The organism is Bacillus sp. D48C (genome assembly GCF_053345735.1).
Window position 1 is genome coordinate 64856 of sequence record NZ_JBKFAQ010000012.1, and the last position, 22382, is coordinate 87237.

General features: G+C 34.7%; 19 protein-coding genes, 1 pseudogene, 1 riboswitch and 1 other annotated feature. Of the genes and pseudogenes, 16 read left to right on the forward strand and 4 right to left on the reverse strand.

Annotation, left to right across the window (positions count from 1 at the left end; translation table 11 throughout):
- The first annotated feature begins 123 nt into the window (after nucleotides 1–123).
- From ACLBXA_RS23605 to ACLBXA_RS23635, 7 genes are all read left to right on the forward strand, one after another.
- Nucleotides 124–1866, forward strand: coding sequence for a methyl-accepting chemotaxis protein (locus tag ACLBXA_RS23605; protein WP_000761081.1), 1743 nt, complete (start codon nucleotides 124–126; stop codon nucleotides 1864–1866).
- Between the two features lie 134 nt (nucleotides 1867–2000).
- Entirely contained in the window at nucleotides 2001–5582 is a 3582-nt protein-coding gene (locus tag ACLBXA_RS23610) for a non-ribosomal peptide synthetase family protein (RefSeq protein ID WP_098578071.1), read from the forward strand.
- 52 nt (nucleotides 5583–5634) lie between these two features.
- Nucleotides 5635–5736: riboswitch (TPP riboswitch) on the forward strand.
- Between the two features lie 101 nt (nucleotides 5737–5837).
- Entirely contained in the window at nucleotides 5838–6158 is a 321-nt protein-coding gene (locus tag ACLBXA_RS23615) for an MTH1187 family thiamine-binding protein (RefSeq protein WP_000082906.1), read from the forward strand.
- Nucleotides 6130–6903 carry an ABC transporter permease gene (locus ACLBXA_RS23620; RefSeq protein ID WP_001057166.1) on the forward strand — a complete coding sequence of 258 codons (774 nt, stop codon included), beginning with the start codon at nucleotides 6130–6132 and terminating at the stop codon, nucleotides 6901–6903. The genes ACLBXA_RS23615 and ACLBXA_RS23620 overlap by 29 nt, the downstream gene beginning before the upstream one ends.
- Nucleotides 6900–7898: an ABC transporter substrate-binding protein gene (locus ACLBXA_RS23625; RefSeq protein WP_447617556.1), complete on the forward strand. Its 999-nt coding sequence runs from the start codon at nucleotides 6900–6902 to the stop codon at nucleotides 7896–7898. Before ACLBXA_RS23620 ends, ACLBXA_RS23625 begins: the two co-directional genes overlap by 4 nt.
- Entirely contained in the window at nucleotides 7895–8644 is a 750-nt protein-coding gene (locus tag ACLBXA_RS23630) for an ABC transporter ATP-binding protein (protein WP_000016079.1), read from the forward strand. Before ACLBXA_RS23625 ends, ACLBXA_RS23630 begins: the two co-directional genes overlap by 4 nt.
- 395 nt (nucleotides 8645–9039) lie before the next feature.
- On the forward strand, nucleotides 9040–10584 hold the full coding sequence (locus ACLBXA_RS23635) for an ABC-F family ATP-binding cassette domain-containing protein (protein ID WP_000025945.1): 1545 nt from the start codon (nucleotides 9040–9042) through the stop codon (nucleotides 10582–10584).
- 440 nt (nucleotides 10585–11024) lie between these two features.
- Here ACLBXA_RS23635 and ACLBXA_RS23640 read toward each other — a convergent pair whose 3' ends face one another.
- Complete coding sequence (locus ACLBXA_RS23640) at nucleotides 11025–13049, reverse strand: glycosyl hydrolase family 18 protein (protein ID WP_001257482.1); 2025 nt, start codon at nucleotides 13047–13049, stop codon at nucleotides 11025–11027.
- Nucleotides 13050–13420: 371 nt separating this feature from the next.
- Here ACLBXA_RS23640 and ACLBXA_RS23645 point away from each other — a divergent pair.
- The 7 genes and pseudogenes from ACLBXA_RS23645 (at nucleotide 13421) to ACLBXA_RS23675 (ending at nucleotide 16911) form a co-directional block, all read left to right on the forward strand.
- Nucleotides 13421–13792: pseudogene (locus tag ACLBXA_RS23645) on the forward strand (DnaJ family domain-containing protein).
- A 10-nt stretch (nucleotides 13793–13802) separates the two neighbouring features.
- Entirely contained in the window at nucleotides 13803–14117 is a 315-nt protein-coding gene (locus tag ACLBXA_RS23650; RefSeq protein WP_000206513.1) for a thioredoxin family protein, read from the forward strand.
- Nucleotides 14118–14130: 13 nt separating this feature from the next.
- Nucleotides 14131–14373 (forward strand): hypothetical protein, encoded by a 243-nt coding sequence (locus ACLBXA_RS23655; RefSeq protein WP_000394363.1) that lies wholly within the window; start codon nucleotides 14131–14133, stop codon nucleotides 14371–14373.
- Between the two features lie 125 nt (nucleotides 14374–14498).
- A complete protein-coding gene (locus ACLBXA_RS23660; protein ID WP_000817987.1) occupies nucleotides 14499–14642 on the forward strand; it encodes a hypothetical protein in 144 nt (47 codons plus the stop codon).
- 80 nt (nucleotides 14643–14722) lie between these two features.
- Complete coding sequence (locus ACLBXA_RS23665; protein WP_001254448.1) at nucleotides 14723–15304, forward strand: TetR/AcrR family transcriptional regulator; 582 nt, start codon at nucleotides 14723–14725, stop codon at nucleotides 15302–15304.
- Between the two features lie 66 nt (nucleotides 15305–15370).
- On the forward strand, nucleotides 15371–16603 hold the full coding sequence (locus ACLBXA_RS23670; RefSeq protein WP_000645357.1) for an MFS transporter: 1233 nt from the start codon (nucleotides 15371–15373) through the stop codon (nucleotides 16601–16603).
- A gap of 56 nt (nucleotides 16604–16659) precedes the next feature.
- Complete coding sequence (locus tag ACLBXA_RS23675; protein WP_002023181.1) at nucleotides 16660–16911, forward strand: helix-turn-helix transcriptional regulator; 252 nt, start codon at nucleotides 16660–16662, stop codon at nucleotides 16909–16911.
- Between the two features lie 69 nt (nucleotides 16912–16980).
- Here the strand turns inward: ACLBXA_RS23675 and ACLBXA_RS23680 are convergent, their stop codons facing one another.
- Both ACLBXA_RS23680 and ACLBXA_RS23685 read right to left on the reverse strand, forming a co-directional pair.
- On the reverse strand, nucleotides 16981–18264 hold the full coding sequence (locus ACLBXA_RS23680; RefSeq protein WP_000738826.1) for an MFS transporter: 1284 nt from the start codon (nucleotides 18262–18264) through the stop codon (nucleotides 16981–16983).
- A 108-nt stretch (nucleotides 18265–18372) separates the two neighbouring features.
- A complete protein-coding gene (locus tag ACLBXA_RS23685; RefSeq protein ID WP_000356443.1) occupies nucleotides 18373–19686 on the reverse strand; it encodes an alkaline phosphatase family protein in 1314 nt (437 codons plus the stop codon).
- Nucleotides 19687–19839: 153 nt separating this feature from the next.
- Here ACLBXA_RS23685 and ACLBXA_RS23690 point away from each other — a divergent pair, with 153 nt between their 5' ends.
- Both ACLBXA_RS23690 and proS read left to right on the forward strand, forming a co-directional pair.
- A complete protein-coding gene (locus ACLBXA_RS23690) occupies nucleotides 19840–20133 on the forward strand; it encodes a YesK-like family protein (RefSeq protein ID WP_000383860.1) in 294 nt (97 codons plus the stop codon).
- Between the two features lie 93 nt (nucleotides 20134–20226).
- Nucleotides 20227–20433 (forward strand) — a binding site (T-box leader).
- 50 nt (nucleotides 20434–20483) lie between these two features.
- Nucleotides 20484–21914, forward strand: a complete 1431-nt coding sequence (gene proS / locus ACLBXA_RS23695; protein ID WP_001040982.1) for a proline--tRNA ligase — start codon at nucleotides 20484–20486, stop codon at nucleotides 21912–21914.
- Between the two features lie 114 nt (nucleotides 21915–22028).
- Here the strand turns inward: proS and ACLBXA_RS23700 are convergent.
- A partial coding sequence (locus ACLBXA_RS23700) for an LPXTG cell wall anchor domain-containing protein (RefSeq protein WP_015670561.1) occupies nucleotides 22029–22382 on the reverse strand: 354 nt, incomplete at its 5' end.

Consider the following 22382-nt stretch of genomic DNA (forward strand, 5'->3'; position numbering starts at 1 on the left):
GGTCTTGGCCAATGCTTTTACATTGGCTTTTTTTTATTCTCGAACATATTGAGAAACATCTTTAAACAAAATATTCATATATTTTGTTTTTTTGTTTAGAATCATTAAGGAAGGTGGATATTAATGAAAAAATATTGGCATAAGTTATCGTTCCTTCAAAAGAACGTCTTATTAACCGTATTAGTTATTTTGACACTTGTTGGAAGTATGGGTGCGTTAAGTTTCAACATGTTTCAAAATAGTATGATGTCTTTATTTGAAAGACAGTCTATTGAAACAGGAGAAATAGTGTTGAAAAAATTGGATGTAGAATTAGTTAGAGACATGGCGAAAGATCCTACAGCCGAAAAAGTGAAAAAAGAAAAGTTAACAGAGAAATTAGATGAAGTGTCAAAAGAATTGAAAAGTGTTGGACAAACGTATGTTACAGGAGCAAAGCCGAATGAAAAGCGGGAATTACAACTCGTTGGTTTGACTACAGAGTTAACAAATGCATTCCCTATAAAGCCGGGAGATTATTATGAACAACCCGCTCATTGGATGAAGGCGTACGATAAGGTCATTGATACGAAAAAGGCCCAAATGACAGAAGTATATGAAGATGAAATAGGTTCGTGGGTGACAATATTAGAACCAATTACAGATGGAGAAAACAATATTGTTGCAATTATTGCGGCTGACTTAGATGCTTCCATTGTTCCTATTACAAAAGAGAAGTTTATGATACAGGGCTTACTCTTTATCATTATTTCATTAGCAATTGCGACTATTACTCAATTCTTTATCGTGCGTCACTCGCTAGCTCCATTAAAAGATTTACGAGAAGGATTACGTAAAATTGGTGAAGGTGATTTAAGTATTAAATTAAAAGAAAGACCAGATGATATTGGAATTATTAATGTTTATTTCAATAACACGATTGAAAAATTTAAAGGGATTATAGATAAAGTAAGGCAAACTGCTGAGCAAGTTTCTTCTTCTTCACAAGAATTGTCGGCGAGTACAGAGGAAAACAGTATGGCAGTTCAAGAGATTGCAAGTTCTATTGAAGGTTTAAGAGTAGGGGCACAGTCTCAAAAAACTTCAGTACAACAATGTTTAGGAATTGTACATGGAATGGAAGATAAGGTAGAAGAGATAACTGGGGCTGCAAAACAAGTTGCGGTTGCTTCTGAAGGTATGGAGCAACATTCAATTGAAGGTAATGAAGTGATTGGACAAATTATTAATCAAATGAGTTTAATCCAAAATGCAGTACAGGATTTATCTTCCATCATTTATTCGTTAGAAACAAGGTCAAAAGAAATTAGTGATATCGTAACTGTAATTACAGGTATTTCAAATCAAACAAATTTATTAGCTTTAAATGCTTCTATTGAGGCTTCACGTGCTGGAGCAGCTGGAAGAGGGTTTGCAGTTGTTGCTGATGAAGTACGAAAATTAGCAGAACAAACTGAAGCGTCTGCAAAAGATATAGCGAAATTAATTGGTGAAACACAAGCTGAGACAGAAGATGCTGTAGTTTCAATGCAAAAAGGTTCAAAAGAAGTAGAAACTGGAATTTCACTTGTTCAAAGTAGTGGAGATTTCTTTGAAAAAATTTCAAAATCAGCGCAATCTGTTACAGATCAAGTAAAAGCTGTCTCTGGTAATTCGAGTGACATTTTACAAAATAGCCAGAATATTGTTCAAGTCGTAAATGAATTATCACATATTGCAAATACTTATGCCAACAGCAGTAGTAATGTTGAAGAAAGCATGAAAGAGCAAGAAATATCAGTACAAGATATTGCAGAATTAGCGACTTCTTTAAGTTGGCTTTCTCAGGAATTACAAGAGCTAATTGGTGAGTTTAAAAGTGAATAAGAAGAAAGATCAATTCTAATCGAAGGGGGATCCCCCTTTGATTATGAATTGAACTAATTTGCCCGTTAATAAGGGATGAAAAAGGTGTGAATTTTCACACCTTTATTATATTTGAGAGAGGAATTTACATAAATATGAAATTAGCAATTTCTTATAATGAGATGGTAAAAGAATTTTTAGGAAAAGTAGAAGGAAGTATTAAAATACCTAAAGATGTTCAAGGAACAGAATTTGGGGTAAAAAGAAAAACTGAACTATTTCCAAATTTGACTCACATTGTAGATTTAATAGGAGCGACTGCAACGTGGTTATATCATATTTCTAAAGAAAAACATATTGTCGTGCTTTATCATGTAAGAGGAAGTTTATTTCCGATTACTATTGAAATTTCTAATTTTCTCTCCTATGAAAGTTTGAATTTACAGATTGAAGAGCAACTGGAACAAATTAAAGAAATGAATGAGGAAGAAATAGAAGAGTTTCAAAACGGTAATACATTATATGAAATGTCACCTATTATTATTGGTGAAACATATTATGAGCTACAAGACACGAATACATTACAATTTGTATTCAGTAAAAATATGCAAAGCGTAGAAATAATATTTAATAGTGTTAATTGGAAAGAGACAACGATTACTCGTTATGCACAACAAATAAAAGGTGTTTTAATCAATACATTACAAAATAATAATAATTATATAAATGATTTTAATGTTATTACAGAGGCCGAGATGGCACTTTATAGTCAAGTGAATGATACGACAGCAGTATATCCTGAGAAAAGTATCGTCGATATGTTCTATAATACTGTTACTCAATTTCCAAATCGTATAGCTTTATCTTCAAGGGAAGGTACTTTAACTTATGAGGAGCTAAATAAAAAAAGTAATCAAATAGCTCATATGTTAATTAAAAACGGCGTCCAATTAGGAGACTATGTTGGAATATTTATGAAACGTAGCATAGACACAGTAGTAAGTATGGTAGCTATATTAAAAGCTGGTGCAGCGTATGTTCCGATTGATCCAGATTATCCGGAAAGTAGAATACAGTACATTATTCAAGATAGCCAAGCGAAAGTTATATTGATGAAAGAGACGCCTATAACATGTGATGGGGTTCAAACAGTTTCAATGTATGATAGTGAAACTTGTGAAGATATAGATGTAAAGTTGTCTATTCATTGTGATGATGTAGCTTATATGATTTATACATCTGGTTCAACAGGGAATCCAAAGGGAACGATGTTAGCACATAGAGGCGTTGTTAATCTGTACATTTGGATGCAAAAGCAATATGAATTGACAGAAGAGGATGTATTTGCCCAATTTCCTTCCTTTAGTTTCGATGCTTCTGTATGGGAGTCATTTGCTTCTTTATTCTGTGGAGGAAACTTGTATGTATTATTAGAGGAAGAGCGATTGTCTGTAGAAGCATTTGCACATGCAATCTATAAAGTGAAAGCAACTTCGATCTTGGCATTAGCAACAATTTTTGTTCGACAAGTAGCAACTTATTTAGCAGAAGAAGATATATATAAGCTAGCTTCCCTAAAAAGAATTGCGATTGGCGGTGAAATGTTGCCTGTAGAGGTTATTAAATTGTGGAGAGAAAGAATAGGTACAAATGTTGAAATTCATAATGTATACGGACCGACAGAATGTACAGTAGTGACGACAACTTATAAAATACCTAGTCAGTTAAATGAGGATGTTGCGAGTATTCCCATTGGTAAACCATGTTCTAATTATCAAGTTATGATTTTGGATGAGAATATGAATCTTTGTCCAATTGGTGTACCTGGTGAATTATATATAGATTCAGTAGGATTAGCAAAAGGGTATTTTAATAAACCTAATAAAACAATTGAAGCTTTTATTCCGAACCCTTTTAATCCTATAGTTAATATATATAAAACAGGTGATATTGTTAAGTTGCTAGAGGATGGAAATATAGAGTTTTTACATCGGAAAGATGATCAAGTAAAAATTAGAGGACATCGTATTGAACTAGGAGAAATCCAAAGTAAAATTTCTCAAAATCATAATATAAAAGAAAATGCTGTTTTTGCTAAGAAGAGTAAGGAAGGTAGCCAATATTTAATCGCGTTCTATACAACTTTAAATAAAAAAGAAATACCAGAATTAGTTTATCAGTTACAAGAGCAATTACCAGATTATATGGTGCCATCTAAACTAATTTATATTAATGAATTACCACTTACACCTAATAAAAAGATTGATGTTAAGAAGTTAGCTCAGTTAGAAGAAAAGTATGAACCGGTTCGTCTACAAGAATATGTTGCACCTTCTAATAAAGCAGAAAAACAAATAGCGCGCGCTTGGGCGGAAGTATTAGGAATTTCAAAAGTTGGAGTGCATGATGATTTCTTTACAATTGGTGGACATTCATTGAAAGTATTACGAGTCTTAACATTGTTAAAAGAAGATTTCTCACATTTAACAATTCAAGATTTCTTTAAAGAAAGAACGATATATGGATTAGCTCGAATTGAGCGAGAAGTAAAAGTAGAGAAAGAAGAAGTATTTCGTGAATATAAAGTGATTCACGAACCGGATACTATTACGTATGCAAACGTTTTGGAAGAAACCCAGATTTCAAATGTCTTTTTAACAGGAGCTACTGGTTATTTAGGATCACACATATTATATGAATTGCTGAGAGATACATCTGCTACTATTTATTGTTTAGTAAGACCAACCAAAGATGTGCAGCAAAGAATTATAGATACATTAACAGCTTACTTTAATGATATATGTGAAGAATGGTTACAGCGTATACAGGCCGTAGCTGGTGATCTGGGAGAAGAGTATCTTGGGATGAGCGAAGAAGAATTTATGTTCATCAGTTCTAAGATGGATACGATAATTCATTGCGGTGCAGATGTAAGACATTTTGGAGATGTAAAACAATTTGAAAATATAAATGTCCAAGGAACTAGCCGTATGCTAGCATTAGTGGAAAAAGATGCTACATTCCATTTTATTTCTACGATTGGTATCCCGTTAGAATTAGCAGTAGATCAATGGGATACATACATGAAAACTGGTGATTTTAATTACAGTGTAGACTTAGAGAATGTATATTCAAATAGTAAACTACAAGCGGAAAACATTGTTCGTGAAGCAATGAAAAATGGTTTGCGTGGAAATATTTATCGTGCAGGTAATTTAGCATGTCATTCAGAAACAGGTTCGTTCCAACAAAATATTGAAGGAAACGCATTTTATCGTCTTATTAAAACAATGCTATTAATTGGAAAAGCACCAAATGTGAAGTGGAAAGTTGATTTCACACCAATTGATTTTGCTAGTAAATCAATTGTAACGTATGTACAAGATTCACAAATAGATGGAGAAACATTGCACATCTGTCATCCACATCAAATTGAGTTTGAACAATTTATACAGCTAATTGGAGAGTGTGGATACAATCTTGAACTGGTTACACTTTCAGAATATGAAAATGCCGGACTTGAATTAGCAAAGGGAAATGAAGTAATAGCAGAGTTAATTGCTTCTCAAGTTGCAGGAGATGGAGCGCAGCAATCTGAAATTGTAATGGGTACGCGTAGAACGAATGAATGGATTAAGAAAAAAGAATTGAAAGTACCAGCAATTAATAAAGAATTTATACAGCAGTTATTAGCTCATGGTGAAAAAGTTGGTTATTTTCCAAAAATAATGAAATGATTATGCATGCTTTTGTTTGTTCAATAAAATAAATCATGCTACAATGAAAACGAATTAAGGACCGGGGAGCCAATTGGCTGAGAGGATGTAAGTAAACATCGACCCTCAACCTGATCTGGATAATGCCAGCGTAGGGAGTTACTTAAAGTGATGTAGCATATGTTATTCTATAATAACTTGCATACAAGGCTTTCCTACGCAGTAGGAAAGCCTTTTCTTATTTTTGAAATTTAATTTTATAAGGGGGATTTTATTATGTCACAACAAGTTACAATGTCATTTTCAGTAGTACCACAAGCGAAAACGAAAGATGTATATTCTGTTGTCGATAAAGCAATTGAAGTTGTGCAACAATCGGGAGTTCGTTATGAAGTAGGGGCAATGGAAACAACTTTGGAAGGAGAATTAGATGTACTTCTTGATGTCGTTAAACGTGCACAACAAGCTTGCGTCGATGCTGGAGCAGAAGAAGTGATTACTTCTATTAAAATCCATTATCGTCCAAGCACTGGTGTAACGATAGATGAAAAGGTTTGGAAGTACCGTGATGAATATGCAAAACCAGAAGCAATCTAAACTTATTACAACTATTTGGCTTATCCTTCTCATTGCGATATGGGAAGGATCTGTTTCATTATTTAAAATCGAACCGTGGATTTTACCAAAGCCTTCTGCCATTGTTCAAGAATTAATTGGGATGAAAGATTTACTATTACCAAATACGATGCAAACACTGCAGGAAGTTATAATTGGACTATTCTTTGCAATTTTATTGGGGACGAGCATCGCAATTATTATGGACGTTATACCGTTATTTCGTATTTTAATAAATCCATTGCTCGTTATTTCGCAAACAATTCCAATTGTTGTACTTGCACCACTATTTATTATTTGGTTTGGATATGGGATGTTGCCGAAAGTAATGGTCGTAATACTCGTTTGTTTCTTCCCAATTGCGCTTAGTATTTTAGAAGGTTTTCAAACAGTAGATAAAAACATGTTGAAGCTGTTACAAACAATGAAGGCGACGAAATGGCAAGTTTACCAGAAAGTAAAATTTCCAGCAGTGCTTCCATACTTTTTCTCAGGCTTAAAAATTGCAGTTACATATAGCGTAATGGGGGCAATTATCGGAGAATGGCTCGGTGCAAGTGAAGGATTAGGCGTTATGCTTACGAGGGCTACAAAATCATTTTTGACTGCTCGAGTATTTGGTGTTGCAGCAATCATCGTTATGGTGACATTGTGCCTGTATTTTATCGTAGAGTTTATGGCAAGAATAACAGCACCATGGATATATAGAAAGGACGGCAGAAAATGAAAAAAGGTTTGAAAGTTATGTTAGCTGCCTTATTAGCGGTAGGTGTGGCTGGATGTAATCCGGCGAAGAAAGAAGAAAGTGCAAGTAAAGATCAAAAAGTAAAAGTAGTATTAGATTGGTTTCCAAATACGAATCATACTGGCTTATATGTAGCACAAACGAAAGATTATTACAAAAAGCAAGGATTAGATGTAGAAATTATTCAACCGGGTGACAATGTAACAGCAGAGCAAATGATAGCATCAGGAAAAGCAGACTTCGCAATAAGCGCACAAGAAAATGTAACATTAACTCGTGTGGAAGGAATTCCTGTTGTATCTGTAGGAGCGATTATTCAGCATAACACTTCAGCGTTTGCATCGCTTAAGAAAGATAATATGACGTCACCGAAAGATTTTGAAGGTAAACGTTATGGCGGCTGGGGAGGACCAGCGGAAGAAGCGACATTAAAGACGATTATGGATAAGCATCAAGCTGATTTTAATAAAGTTGAAAAAATCATCTTAGGACAAACAGATTTCTTTAAATCAATCGGTCGTGATGCAGATTTCGAATGGATTTATTACGGTTGGGATGGTATTGAAGCGAAGCGCCAAGGAAAAGAGTTAAATACGATTATGGTGAAGGACTTAGATCCAGCGCTTGATTTCTATAGTCCTGTTATTATTACGAGTGAAAAACATACGAAGCAAGATAAAGACTTTGTGAAAAAGTTTATGAGTGCAACAACAGAAGGTTATAATTTTGCAATTAAGGAACCGAAAGAAGCTGCTGATATTCTAATTAAAGCTGTTCCAGATGTAAATAAAGATTTAGTTCAAGAAAGCCAGAAATGGTTAAGTACGAAGTATCAAGATGATGCGAAAGCATGGGGAGTACAGAAGGAAGAAATTTGGACGAATTACATGAATTTCTTATATGACAACAAAGTTATTAAAAAGAAAATCGATGTAAAAGATGCTTTTACAAATGAATTCCTTCCAAGTGAAAAATGAGCGGATTACAAATAAAAAATATAGTGAAATCTTTCGACGGAAAGAATGTATTAGAGAATATTAGTGCCTCTATACAAGAGGGAGAGTTTGTTTCCTTTGTAGGACCGAGTGGTTGCGGGAAAAGCACATTATTAAACATGATTGCAAATGTTGAAAAACCAACAAGCGGGAACGTAATGTATAAAGATAAGCAAGTACAAGAGCAAGATGTTGTTAGTTATATGCCACAACAAGATTTATTACTACCGTGGCGATCAGCTTTGCAAAATATCGTTCTTCCGTTAGAAATTGAAGGAAAGCCGAAAAAACAAAGGCTGACAGAAGGAATGGAAGCATTAAAGCAGTTCGAACTAGATGAATATGCAGACCATTATCCAGATGAATTGTCTGGTGGTATGCGTCAAAGAATTAGTTTTCTGCGCACATATTTATGTGAAAAGCCAATTATGCTGCTTGATGAGCCTTTTGGAAAGTTAGATGCATTTACAAAAATGGAAGTACATAGCTGGCTTTTAAACTCTTGGCATCAAGAGAAGCAAACAATCGTTATGGTTACACATGACTTAGATGAGGCAATCTTGCTTTCAGATCGCGTATTTATTTTATCTCAAAGACCAGCGTCAATTGTTGGCGAGGTACAAGTGAAATTACCTAGACCGAGAACGATGGATATGTTAACATCACTCGAATTAAAAAAGGATAAAGAAGAGATTTTAAGTGTGTTAGCTCCTTATATGAAAAAATAGAAAAAGCCTTTTAACAGTTGTTAGTATAATTACTGTTAAGAGGCTTTTTTTAGAATATGAAAAGATGGAGAAGGAACAAAAGGGAAAATAGAGAATAGAATATAACAGAGTAGTTTATACTCTTAATATAACAAATGTTAAAGGAGTGAAAGGATAAAATGACTTTATCAACTGTTCTTCAAATGGTTTTAGCTTGATATGGGAGAAGTCTGCCCATTTTTTAAGATTAAGCTAAATTGAAGACAGCAGGTAAAGAACCTTAATCCTTTTTTACGATAATATGTAATGGGTAAGGTGTATTCACCTTACCCATTTTTATATGCATAATTAAATAAGGATTCATACTGTTGGTCTCTCTATTTAGCTTATGGACGATAAGTAAAGGAGAGAAAAAAATGAGTATATTAACAGTAGAAAATTTAAGTCATTCGTATGGTGAGAAAACCATCTTATATAATGCATGCTTTCGATTATTAAAGGGGGAGCATGTTGGGTTAGTAGGGAAAAATGGGATTGGAAAATCAACACTGCTAAGAATTTTAACAGGAGAACTTATACATGATGATGGGAACATTGAATGGTTTCCACATGTAAAGGTTGGATTTTTGCAGCAGCATATAGATTTACAAGAAGGAATAACAATTGCAGGATACTTGCAAAGTGCATTTTCTAACTTGTATGCGATTGAATATGAAATGTTAAAAATTGCAGAAGAGATGGCTGAAGCAGTAGAAGTAGAAAAATTGTTAGTAAGGTATGGAGAGTTACAAACTATATTGGAAAACTCTAATTTCTATCAAATTCATACAGAAATTGAAGAAGTGGCAATTGGTTTAGGGCTGTTTGAAATAGGATTGGAAAAGGATGTTTCAAAGTTAAGTGGAGGACAGCGGACAAAGTTATTACTAGGAAAGCTTCTTCTAGAAAAAGCTGATGTTTTATTGCTAGATGAACCAACGAACTATTTAGATACAGCACATATAGAATGGTTGCAATCGTACTTGAAACTGTACGAAAAAGCTTATATTATCATTTCGCATGATGAAGTATTTTTGAACAATATTACGAATGTCATTTACCATCTAGAAGAACGAAAAGTTAAGCGATATGTAGGGGATTATGAAAAGTTTTTACAAAGTTACCAAGTACAAAGGAAACAATTACAATCGGCGTATGTGAAACAACAAAAAGAAATTGCTCAGTTAGAAACATTTATTCAAAAAAATAAGATTCGAAAAGCAAAACAGGCAAAAAGTCGAGAGAAAGTATTGGAGAAAATGCAAAGGGTTGAAAAGGTTAATAATATACCTCGGTCCCGTTTTGCTTTTACTGTTTATAATGAACCAGTAAGTCGTATATTACAGGCTGAGAAACTAAGAGTGGGTTATAGTGAGCCGTTATTTCCAGGCTTGAATTTACAAGTGAAAAAAGGAGAAAAGATAGCTGTTGTTGGTCATAACGGTATTGGAAAAACGACAATGTTAAAGACGTTATTAGGTCAAATAAAGCCGCTAAGCGGTTCAATTTTTGTTGGGGAACGAGTAAATCCTGCTTATTTTGCACAGGAAGAGTTTGCTTCAGAAATAACACCATTAGAGAAAGTTTGGGCAGAGCGACCAGATATGACAAAGAAAGAAGTGCGCCAAGCATTAGCGAAGTGTGGATTGAAAGAAGAACATGTATTAAAACCTATTCATTTATTAAGCGGTGGAGAGCAAACGAAAGTGCGTTTATGTGAACTCATCGCAACGAAAAGCAATGTTTTAATTTTAGACGAACCGACTAATCATTTGGATGTAGAAACTAAGATGGCTTTAAAAGAAGCGTTACAACAATATAAAGGAACGGTTTTAATTGTCTCACATGAACCTTCTTTCTATGAATCGTGGATAACAAAAGTATGGAATATAGAAGAGTGGAATGCTGAACAATATGAATAAAGAAAAGACATTAGCTTTTATGAGCTAATGTCTTTTCTTTGTGATTAACATGATTTTCGAGAACTCTTACATGAGAATTGTATGAAGAAGCACTCTTATGGTGCGCTTATAAGCGTGCTTTTTCTTTTGTTATATTTATAATAATACGAAAGCCTTTCCCTAACAGGTGACTATCTTTCTTTATATATATAGATAGTTCAAAGTGGAATGAAAATAATTCCTATATGTAAAGAATAATGTGGATATTATAGGAAGACAATAGAAATTAAAGGAAATTCATGTAAAATTCAAATTAACTTCATATCAACTTCATATTAGAAATTAATTATAATAGGTTATTGTGATGCTTTTTATTTTTCATAAAATTAAAAGTTTGAATTTAGGAGGTATTGCTCAAACCTAAATTCAAACTTTAGTGAAATAATTAATGGATATTACGTCTAGTTTTCGCTAATGACGGCATTTAAAAGTTCGGCAGGATTACCTGTTCCTGCACCACCAATTGTAATAGATCCGCCAGGAGGAATTTCGCCATTCCATCCTGCGTTCGTAATTACATAATGATTATTTGTTTTACTATTAATTTTAGAATCCCAAACTTGTGTTAAATTGCCGCTATAATCAAATTCTAATTTCCAATTTTTAATAGGGGTCGTTCCATTATTTTTGATTATAATCGAGAAGTTATAACCGCTGCCCCAATTCGAAGTGACTGAAAATGTAGCAGTGCCATTTCCATCAGGAGGTGTCGTATTAGCTTCATCTGTTTTGACAGTAAGAGCGGTAGGTTGTGATTTATTTCCAGTAGCATCTTTGGCAATTACTGAAAATGTGTATTCCGTATTAGGTTTTAAGTTTTTAATTGTAATGCTATTTGTTGTTGCACTCCATTTTTCTTCTCCGGCAGTAATTTCGTATTCAGTAACGCCTACGTTATCAGTGGATGCAGTCCAACTTAATTGAACTGAGCTTGAATTTTTATTCGTAACTACAATATTTTTAACATTTGTTGGTGGCTCAGTATCTTTTTGACTAATAGGTCCACCAAGTAATTCTTTTACTAGCGTATCAAGTAATTTTGGACCACTACAACTATATTTTGGACTTGTACGGCAATCCCCGCTTAGTTCCCAAAACATTGCTCCACTTAAACCCTTCGTCTTTATATAGTCTGTTTTATATTCCATAGATTCATTGTCATCGTAGCTAATAAATGTGCCTGTAGTCGCATTATATAAGTAAGGTACTTTAGCTGTGTCATTCCAGTAGCGTACAAAACCATTTTTATTAACGTAATTGGCTGCTAAATCACCGTAATCATACACACCTGTGTCACCGGTAGAATAATCATCCCAAGTACCTTTAGAAGCAAGTTTCCCATCACTACCTGGTTTGCAAGGTTGATATTGTCCGTTATTTTCTTTTCCACAACTTTTCCAGCCACGTCCGTAAAAAGGTACGCCTAATACTAGTTTATCCACTGGAACACCTTCATTGGTATAAACGTCTATAGCACCATCTACGTAAAAATTCGTATTTGCTGCTGGGTCATTTGGATCCTTGTATAGAGCTGCATTATGATTAGAAGTAGCTTCCCATCCACCGTGGAAATCATATGTCATAATATTAATCCAATCGAGTATTTGAGAAATTTTCTTTAGCTCTGTATGATCAGCGTAGCGTTGACTTGCACCTGACGCGATTGTTAGTAAATATTGTTTGCCATCTTCAGCACCTGCTTTATTCAAAGCATTTCGGACGTCTTGAAGAAGAAGAGTGAAATTTTGTTTATCTTCAGGACGATAACTACCACCAGGAATTGTTTCAACGCCCGGATATTCCCAGTCTAAATCTACGCCATCAAATCCATATGCGCGAAGAAAAGCTACTGTAGATTCGGCAAATACTTTTCTTGTCTTTTCATCAGCGGCCATATCAGAAAAGCGGTTAGACCAAGTCCAGCCACCAACGGAAATTATTGTTTTTAAATGAGGATATTTAGCTTTTAATCGTTTTAGTTCTCCGAAATTTCCGCAACGGGCATATTTATCGCAATCTTCCCAAGTTGTACCTGAGCCAGGATACGATTTGGTAACATCAGCCCATGGTTCACCGAGTACGAGAGTACCATTAGGAACCTCTTTATTTTGCAATGGTACACCAGATTCTTTACAGTTCCACGTTTGTTTATTTGGATTATCCGGATGGGTAGAAGGATTTCCATGTTTTCCATTCCAACAAATATCCGCGAAAGCATAGTTAAGGTGAGTAAGTTTTGATGCATCAATGTCAGCAACTTGATAATTACGTCCGTAAACGCCCCACGAAGGAAAGTACCCAACAATTTTTTGACTTTGCTTTGGTGAATCTGCTAATGCGAGATTTGGAGTAATAAAATTTGTGAGAAAAAGAGGTAAGAAAAGTAGTAGAGATAGTAATAGCAGTGTGAATTTTTGAGACCTCATAGCCATTTCTCCTTTCAAAATAAAAGATATATTTAAAGGCATACGCCAATAAATCAAAATGAATCTAGACGTATGAAACGTCTAGATAAAATGATCAGACATCACGAAGTCTATACAAGGGAGCTGGGGGTGATTAAATCGTAACAAATGTAAGATTTAGTGTAAACGCTTTATTAAGTTGAAAAAGACTTTCTCAATACAAAAAGGCTTGAATACAAACTATATATGAAAACGAAAGGTCGGTATGGGAGGAAATAGCTCATTATAAATAAATTTGAGAAAAAATTGTATGGAGCCAATTATTAAAGACGTAGAAAGATAAGGAAATATCATGTAAAATAATAGTAAAAATATGTAAAGGAGGGAATAGTGTGGATGTGTTTTTGAACATTGCTGAAGAAAAAATTCGCCAAGCAATACGGAATGGTGATCTTGATTATCTTCCGGGAAAAGGAAAACCACTACAATTAGAAGATTTTTCAATGGTACCTCCAGAACTTAGAATGAGTTATAAAATTTTAAAAAATGCGGGAATGATTCCACCAGAGATGGAACTACAAAAAGATATATTAAAAATAGAGGATCTAATTGCCTGCTGTTATGATGAAGAAGAGAGAAAGAAATTACGAGAAGAGTGAACAATAAAAACGTTACGTTTTCAGCAGGTAATGGAAAAGAGAAAGATTAAAGATAGTTCAGCTTTTCGTATGTATCAAGACAAAGTATTTCGTAAATTACGCTAAGAGGGATAAGATGACTACATTTAAAACGATAGAAGAAATAGCGACCTATATCGAAGAACAACAATTGGTACTTCTGTTTATTAAAACGGAAAATTGTGGTGTTTGTGATGTTATGCTAAGAAAAGTAAATTGCGTATTAGAGAATTATGATTACGTAGAGAAAATAGAGATATTACTACAAGACATGCAAGAGATTGCGGGGCGATATGCCGTATTTACAGGACCGACAATTTTATTATTTTATAATGGAAAAGAGATCCTTCGAGAATCGCGCTTCATTTCACTTGAAAATCTAGAGAGAACCATTCAATTATTCGAGGAATAAGGGAGGCTTTTATATGGAATTTATTATCGTCATACTATTATTTGTTGTAGTTGGAATAATCGTAACAGCAGTTCGATCGAACAAAAAGAAGGTAAATCTTACAAAACAAAATAACATCCATAATTCATCTAACAGCTCATCACCATTATTTTTCTTTGCTGGATCTGATAATGATAGCTCGCATGATGGCGGTTCACATGATTGTGGAGGGTCTTTTGGGGGAGATAGCGGGGGAAGCTGCGGTGGTGGTGATTGATGAAAATGCGCCTTATATAGGCGTATTTCTTTTTAAACAAACGTTTGATTAGTTGGCTTACATATGCATAAACACAGTTAAACAAACGTTTGATTAATATTTTTAACATACTAAGGGGAATGGAAATGAAAAGGGAACCGAGAGTGAAAAATAAGGGGAAAGTAGTGTTATTTTTATTAGCTGCGGGAGGCGTATTTCTTGTTAAATTAACATTTAAATTTGGAACAATACATATGATTCGAACTTGGTTTGAAAGTACATTTTCTTAAATAAGGAATATAGCCTCTTGCGATAGAGGTTTTTGATTTGTTATTATTAGACTGAACGGTCGGTTTAAAGAGGTGTGAATATGAGAAGAAGCGCAGAAGAGATAAAGAAAGAAATTGCATATAAAGCAGAAAGTCTATTTTCACAGAAGGGCTACGCAGCTACATCTATGGAAGAGATTTGTGAAATTACAGAGCGAAGTAAAGGAAGTATTTATTATCACTTTAAAAGTAAAGAAGAATTATTTTTATTTGTAGTGAAACAGCATACGTATGATTGGGTTGAAAAATGGAATGAAAAAGAGAAGTTGTATAGTACTAGTACTGAAAAACTATATGGTCTCGCGGAATATCATGTAGAGGACATACAGCAACCAATTTCAAATGCAATAGAGGAATTCTCTATGAGCCAAGTTGTAAGTAAAGAGATTCTGGATGAACTGTTAGCTTTAACTAGAGAATCATATGTTATGTTTGAGAAATTAATTGAAGCAGGTATACAGTCTGGAGAGTTCCGTGAAGATAATACTCGTGATCTTATGTATATTGTGAACGGATTATTATCAGGGCTTGGAGTACTTTACTACGAGTTAGATTATAAAGAGCTGAAACGTATTTATAAAAAGGCAATAGATGTATTGTTAAAAGGAATGGCAGCTGAATAATAAGTCAGTTGCTTTTCTTACAAAACAAATTAGACCGAACGGTCGGTTTATGGAAGGGGAATGAAAGTGAAAGCTTTATTTAAAAACCGAGCATTTATGCTCGTTATGGCATCTGATATTTTACAACAATTTGCAATTTGGATCAGAAATATGGCTCTTTTATATTTCATAATGGAGCGGACAAATAATGATCCAGTTTCAGTGTCTCTATTATCTGTCATGGAGTATGCACCTATCTTTATTTTCTCGTTCATTGGTGGTGCATTAGCAGATCGCTGGAATCCGAAAAGAACAATGGTCGCTGGAGATGTGTTGAGTGTACTGTCTATTATAGGAATTGTCCTGTTGTTAAAGCTGGATTATTGGCAGGCTATATTTTTTGCAACACTCATTTCCGCGATTGTAGGTCAGTTTTCTCAGCCCTCATCTTCGCGTATATTTAAGCGCTATGTAAAAGAAGAAGAGGTAGCAAATGCGATTGCATTTAACCAAACATTACAGTCATTATTTCTAATTTTTGGGCCAGTGGTAGGATCGCTTGTGTATACACAACTTGGTTTATTTACGTCACTATATAGCTTAATCATTTTATTTTTGTTATCTGCTATCGCCCTTTCATTTTTACCAAAATGGGTTGAAAAAGAGAAAGTGGCAAGAGATTCATTAAAAAATGATATAAAAGAAGGATGGAAATACGTTCTTCACACGAAAAATTTACGTATGATTACGATCACTTTTACTATTATGGGTTTAGCTGTTGGATTAACGAATCCATTAGAAGTATTCCTTGTAATTGAACGTTTAGGCATGGAAAAAGAAGCTGTTCAATATTTAGCAGCAGCTGATGGAATAGGTATGTTAATCGGTGGTATTGTTGCTGCAGTTTTCGCTTCAAAAGTGAATCCGAAAAAGATGTTCGTATTCGGTATGAGCATATTAGCGATGTCATTTTTAGTAGAAGGGCTATCTACATCATTTTGGATTACTAGTTTCATGAGATTTGGAACAGGTATTTGTTTAGCTTGTGTTAATATCGTTGTCGGTACGCTTATGATTCAACTTGTACCAGAAAATATGGTTGGAAGAGTAAACGGGACGATTTTACCACTGTTTATGGGGGCAATGCTAATTGGAACTTCACTAGCTGGAGGATTAAAGGAACTAACTTCACTAGTTATTGTGTTTTGTATAGCAATGGCACTTGTTTTATTAGCGATAGGGCCAGTTCTACGTATGCAAATAAAGAAAGAAGATGTCGTTAATAAAGAGAAACTAACAAATTCGTTAGCTTCGAAATAACTATTTTAAGGGAGCAAAATTGCTCCCTTTTTCTTTGAGGAACTTTTGACAACTATATGAGCCAATTATATACTGATGTTGTAAAAACGATTTTACAGGTTAGGAGCAATGGTGTGAAAAATCAAATCTATGAATTACGCACTGAAAATAATATTTCACAAGGCGCATTAGCTGATAAATGCAAGGTTTCTAGACAGACGATAAATGCAATTGAGAATAATAAATATGATCCAAGCTTAGCGTTAGCATTCCGTTTAGCTGAAGTATTAGGAACAACTGTTGATAAATTATTTTTGTACAAGCAGTAGAGTCGTTTATTATAAGGCGCACCGTTAAAAATAAAAAAGATCCTCTTCTCATGAGAAGAGGATCTTTTCTTATAGTGTTTTAGTCTTTGGACTAGTTGGTGTAACGGATGTATTATTTTCTGGAACTCTAGTTAATAAGAATCCACCGATAATAAACAGAACAATAATACTAAGAACACCAGCGTTTGTTTTTCCTGTTAATTGCGTTGTAACACCGACTAATACCGGGCCCATAATTGCGGCGAACTTACCAAAGATATTATAAAATCCGAAGAATTCATTAGCAGATTCTTTTGGTACTAGTTTTGCAAAGTATGAACGACTTAGTGCTTGAATACCACCTTGAGATGTAGCAACTAACATTGCTAAAATCCAAAAATCAAGTGTCGTTTTTAAGAAATAAGCATATATGCAAATGATGATATAAATAATGATACCGACATATAGCATTTTTTTACCTGTAAATGTTGCTGATAATTTTCCATATAATAAAGCAAATGGACAAGCGACAATTTGTGTTACAAATAATATGATTAATAGATTCGTTGCACTGATACCGAGATCTGTTCCGTAAGCGGTGGACATGGTAATAATTGTATCGACCCCATCAATATAGAAAAAGTAAGCGATTAGGAACATGAATACAGTTTTATATTCTTTAATATTTTTAAAAGTAGCAGCAAGGCGTTTGAAGCTCATTGTAATTGGTCTAGGGTGACGTTCAATATAGTGCTTTTGCTCTACGTTTTTTAGCATTGGAATCGTAAATAACCCCCACCAAAGAGCTGTTATCGCAAATGAAATTTGACTAGCAATACCAACAGATAAAGGGATAGTTCCTTTTTGAGAAAGAATAATAAGAGCGATACAACCGATGAAAGGAATAGTACTCCCAATATAGCCTAATGCGAAACCTCGCGTAGAAATTCGATCCATTCTATCTTCAGAAGTGACATCTACTAAAAATGCATCATAAAAAATGTTTGCTCCAGCAAAACCGACTAAGGCGAGCATATAGCATCCTAATAATAAGTACCACTGAGATGTTGGAACGACTGCTAACATACTTGTAAATACGATACCGAGTCCAAAGAAGAATGTGAAAAATCGTTTTTTAAATCCTTTATAATCAGCAACTGTGCCGAGAATAGGAGCAAGTATAGAAATTAAAAGTGTAGCGAACGAGTTTGCATATCCCCAATATGCTGTTGAAGTTGCCCCGGATAGTCCAGCTTCTTTTGCAGCTGCTTTAAAGTAAATTGGAAATAATGCAGTTGTAATGACGAGCGAATATACCGAGTTCGCCCAATCGTATAATATCCAGCTTTTTTCTTGTCTGGACATTTTTTTCATATAATGTTCCCCCTTAAATTTGTTTTACTAACAGTGTACAAAAATAAAAATTATAAAAAGAGAAACAGTGATGAATTTTACATAACTTTTACATATATACACAGTTCTTTACAATTGGAGTAAATCCTCTACAATTGCTCCGTCTGTTTCGCCTAAGTGTAAACCGAGTAGTCTAGCGATAGTTGGACCTTCATCAATAAGTCTCATATACGGGACGGTAACGCCGGTTTTTATTCCTTTTCCAGCAGCGATAAAAATTGTTTCATAGTTAGGTTTTGTTGGAGAGTATCCATGCGTACCAAATGTATATTTTTTACTAGGCGTAACATCTTTTTCAGTAATTTCTTTTATAAAATCTCCTGTATAGTTTTCAGTGAAATAATACCCCTCTTGCGCTTCTAACATAAATAAACAATTACCATCTGCACCGCAGTCTTTCGCAGCTTCATCATGAAGTATAAATTCAATTCCATTCTGTTTATTTTGCAGCAGTTCTTCAAGGAGTAGTTGTACTTCTCGAATTGTATCCGTATCATTTTTGTCTTTCACATATACATAGGCAGAGCCATCACAACTTTGGCAATAGGCTTTCCAGTCTACTAATTTGCCTTTTTTATTAAGAGATATAAGTCCTCTTTGATGGAATAGCACATTTAATTGGATGGATTTGTTTTCACTTAAAGCGCTATGATCACCAAGGGCAATAATTGTACTTTCTTCGTATAGATCACTGTCTTTTAAAGTTTGAATAATTTTCCCTAGCCGCTCATCATGTCTATGAATTGCAGCTATTGTTTCGTTAGATTCAAAGCCATGATAATGTCTTTGCGTGTCTAAATCAGTGAAATGTACGAACATAACATTAGGCTTTTTCGTCTGAATGGTGTGTACAGCAGAGGCGAGGACGAAATCATCCAGCTCTGGTTGTGATAAACCATTTCTTATATGGCCGAAACGACGATTTAAATCTAATTGGTATAGTGGGCTACCGCTAAATAAGGAAACTAACACTTGATTTTGCCACGGTCTATTGGGGAAAATTTCTGGTAAATTGTAATCAATGTTTGCTCTCCCAGTAACAGGCCATAGAAGGGCAGCTGTCGTTAAATTTGCTTTACGCGCTTCATCATACAATGTTGTTCCTTTTATCGATTTTCGGTACCAATGCCAATCAGGTGATTCACGTCCTGGTTGAAGTAACGTATTACTAACAACACCGTGCTTGTTAGGATAATTACCGGTTACGATTGTTGAGTGGCTTGGATATGTTACAGAAGGATAAATTGGTTCTACTTTTTCGACAACCGTGCCCTTTTTTATTAGAGATTGGAAATGAGGTAGTTTTTGTAGTATAGGAAAATCTAAAGCTGATAAACAGTCGAATGATAAAATAATGACACGATTCGTTAATGCTTTATCCATAAAGTAATCCTCCTAATTATATAAAACCTATTCTTATATATTACTATTAATACCTAGTAATAAAAATATGTTTTCGAATAAAATTTATTGTTTATTTTCAGAAAAATTAAACATATAATAAGTATAAGGGAATCTACGGACGGAGGGAATAGTATGGACTGGTTAGATGGATTCGGTATATTTTACATCATTGGTGGCATCACAATTCTCCTTGTATTTGCTATTTCATATTTACTAAAGAAACGTTTTCCAGACAAACAGTTTGATATTATATTTGCACTGATTGTAATACTTCTTTGCTTAGCATCATTTCCTGTTACCATGATGGTTATTGGTGGGTGGGAAGGAATGGGATATGGATTTATTGGTTTCTTCGTTCTACTAGGTACACTTATTGGTATGATTGCACATCAACTTGTAAAAATCTCTCGAAAAAGCTACGTATAAAACTGTAAAAAACGAAAAGAATATATAATAATAAGAAAATTAGCTATTGTTTTAAAAAAGAATTTGTATTATGATAATCAACAAATTTATTTCATTATAACGATGAAAAAGGACTAGTACATGTTCAACCTTTTTAGCAGAGAGAGAATCCGCCAGGCTGAAAGATTCTTAAAAAGGCAATATGGAACCTGCCTTTGAGTTCTGCATATGCAGCGGGAATTTCCCGTTATCAAGAAGAGAGCATATACAATTTTTGTGTATGAATCAGGGTGGTAACGCCGGCAAAGCTCGGTCCCTATTTAGGGACGCGGGCTCTTTTGTATTTTCTGGAAGAAGGAGGAAGACTGACTATGGCAAAAGAACAAGTGCAAGCCATTACGAAGATGGAAGAGGACTTTGCGCAGTGGTATACCGATATTGTAAAAAAAGCCGAACTGGTTGATTATTCAAGTGTAAAAGGGTGCATGATTTTACGTCCATATGGTTATGCCTTATGGGAGAATATGCAGAAGGTGATGGATGAGAAGCTAAAAGAAACTGGCCATGAAAATGTATATATGCCAATGTTTATCCCAGAGAGTTTATTGCAAAAAGAGAAGGATCATGTTGAAGGGTTTGCTCCTGAAGTAGCATGGGTTACGCATGGCGGAGATGAAAAGTTAGCGGAAAGACTTTGTGTACGTCCTACATCTGAAACTTTATTCTGTGAGCATTTTTCAAAAATTGTGCAATCCTATAATGATTTGCCAAAATTATACAACCAGTGGTGTTCAGTAGTTCGTTGGGAGAAGACAACTAGGCCATTCCTTCGTACGACAGAATTTTTATGGCAAGAGGGTCATACAATCCATGAAACAGCAGAAGAATCGCAGGCTGAAACATTAAATATTTTAAACTTATATGCTTCTTTCTGTGAGGATTATTTAGCGATACCAGTTATTAAAGGACAAAAAACAGAAAAAGAGAAGTTTGCTGGAGCAAAGGCAACTTATACAATTGAAAGCTTAATGCATGATGGGAAAGCACTTCAAACAGGAACATCCCATAACTTTGGAACGAATTTCTCTGAAGCATTTGATATTAAATTTTTAGATCGTAACGGTAAGTGGCAATATGTACACCAAACATCTTGGGGTGTATCAACAAGAATGATAGGTGGGCTAATTATGGTTCATAGCGATAATAATGGACTTGTAATGCCACCAAAAGTTGCTCCAGTGCAAGTTGTTATCGTACCAATTGCTCAGCATAAAGAAGGAGTTTTAGCGAAAGCAACAGAGTTACAAGGACATATTCAAAAAGTTGCACGCGTGAAAATAGATGCTAGTAATAAAACACCGGGCTGGAAATTTAATGAGTATGAAATGAAGGGCATTCCAATTCGATTAGAAGTTGGGCCTAAAGATATTGAAAAGAATCAAGTTGTACTTGTAAGAAGAGATACGAAAGAAAAAGAATTTATATCAATGGATCAATTAGAAGAACGTATTCCAGCACTACTTGAGGAAATTCATGACTCTTTATTTAATAAGGCAAAAGTATTTCGCGATGAGAATACGTATAGTGCGACGAATTTTGAAGAGATGAAACAAGTAGCTGATGAAAAGCAAGGATTTATTAAGGCAATGTGGTGCGGAGAATTAGCTTGTGAAGAGAAACTAAAAGAAGAAGTTGGAGTATCTTCACGTTGTATGCCTTTTGAGCAAGAGCATTTAGCTGACGAATGTATTTGTTGTGGTAAAGAAGCTAAACAAATGGTGTATTGGGGAAAAGCGTATTAATAATCCTTCTGATAGGTGATAAAAAGGACTTTAGGCTGCATAATAAAATGCAACCTAAAGTCCTTTTAGTTTTTACAATTTATTTCATGTATTTTTTAGATGGAAGGATGTGTTTTATTTTGCGTTTTTACGGCGAATAAATAGTAACATACCAATTAGGAATGTTGAAAGCCCCATTAAAATAGATGCAGGATAATGTGTTGCCGTATTCGGTAACTTATCGCCTTGTTTTTTCGCATTATCTTTTACATTGCCACCTTGAGAGCCGTTTCCACTGCTATCGCCTTTAACACGGTTACCGCCCTGAGAGCCATTACCACCTTGAGAACTGCTATCGCCTTTAACACGATTACCGCCTTTAGAGCCATTGCCACCAGAGCCATTGCCACCAGAGCCATTGCCACCAGAGCCATTGCCACCAGAGCCATTGCCACCAGAGCCATTGCCACCAGAGCCATTGCCACCAGA

Coding starts and splice junctions, on each gene's coding strand:
- ACLBXA_RS23605 (WP_000761081.1), top strand. CDS start 124: ATGAAAAAATATTGGCATAAGTTATCGTTCCTTCAAAAGAACGTCTTA.
- ACLBXA_RS23610 (WP_098578071.1), top strand. CDS start 2,001: ATGAAATTAGCAATTTCTTATAATGAGATGGTAAAAGAATTTTTAGGA.
- ACLBXA_RS23615 (WP_000082906.1), top strand. CDS start 5,838: ATGTCACAACAAGTTACAATGTCATTTTCAGTAGTACCACAAGCGAAA.
- ACLBXA_RS23620 (WP_001057166.1), top strand. CDS start 6,130: ATGAATATGCAAAACCAGAAGCAATCTAAACTTATTACAACTATTTGG.
- ACLBXA_RS23625 (WP_447617556.1), top strand. CDS start 6,900: ATGAAAAAAGGTTTGAAAGTTATGTTAGCTGCCTTATTAGCGGTAGGT.
- ACLBXA_RS23630 (WP_000016079.1), top strand. CDS start 7,895: ATGAGCGGATTACAAATAAAAAATATAGTGAAATCTTTCGACGGAAAG.
- ACLBXA_RS23635 (WP_000025945.1), top strand. CDS start 9,040: ATGAGTATATTAACAGTAGAAAATTTAAGTCATTCGTATGGTGAGAAA.
- ACLBXA_RS23640 (WP_001257482.1), bottom strand. CDS start 13,049: ATGAGGTCTCAAAAATTCACACTGCTATTACTATCTCTACTACTTTTC.
- ACLBXA_RS23650 (WP_000206513.1), top strand. CDS start 13,803: ATGACTACATTTAAAACGATAGAAGAAATAGCGACCTATATCGAAGAA.
- ACLBXA_RS23655 (WP_000394363.1), top strand. CDS start 14,131: ATGGAATTTATTATCGTCATACTATTATTTGTTGTAGTTGGAATAATC.
- ACLBXA_RS23660 (WP_000817987.1), top strand. CDS start 14,499: ATGAAAAGGGAACCGAGAGTGAAAAATAAGGGGAAAGTAGTGTTATTT.
- ACLBXA_RS23665 (WP_001254448.1), top strand. CDS start 14,723: ATGAGAAGAAGCGCAGAAGAGATAAAGAAAGAAATTGCATATAAAGCA.
- ACLBXA_RS23675 (WP_002023181.1), top strand. CDS start 16,660: ATGAGCCAATTATATACTGATGTTGTAAAAACGATTTTACAGGTTAGG.
- ACLBXA_RS23680 (WP_000738826.1), bottom strand. CDS start 18,264: ATGAAAAAAATGTCCAGACAAGAAAAAAGCTGGATATTATACGATTGG.
- ACLBXA_RS23685 (WP_000356443.1), bottom strand. CDS start 19,686: ATGGATAAAGCATTAACGAATCGTGTCATTATTTTATCATTCGACTGT.
- ACLBXA_RS23690 (WP_000383860.1), top strand. CDS start 19,840: ATGGACTGGTTAGATGGATTCGGTATATTTTACATCATTGGTGGCATC.
- proS (WP_001040982.1), top strand. CDS start 20,484: ATGGCAAAAGAACAAGTGCAAGCCATTACGAAGATGGAAGAGGACTTT.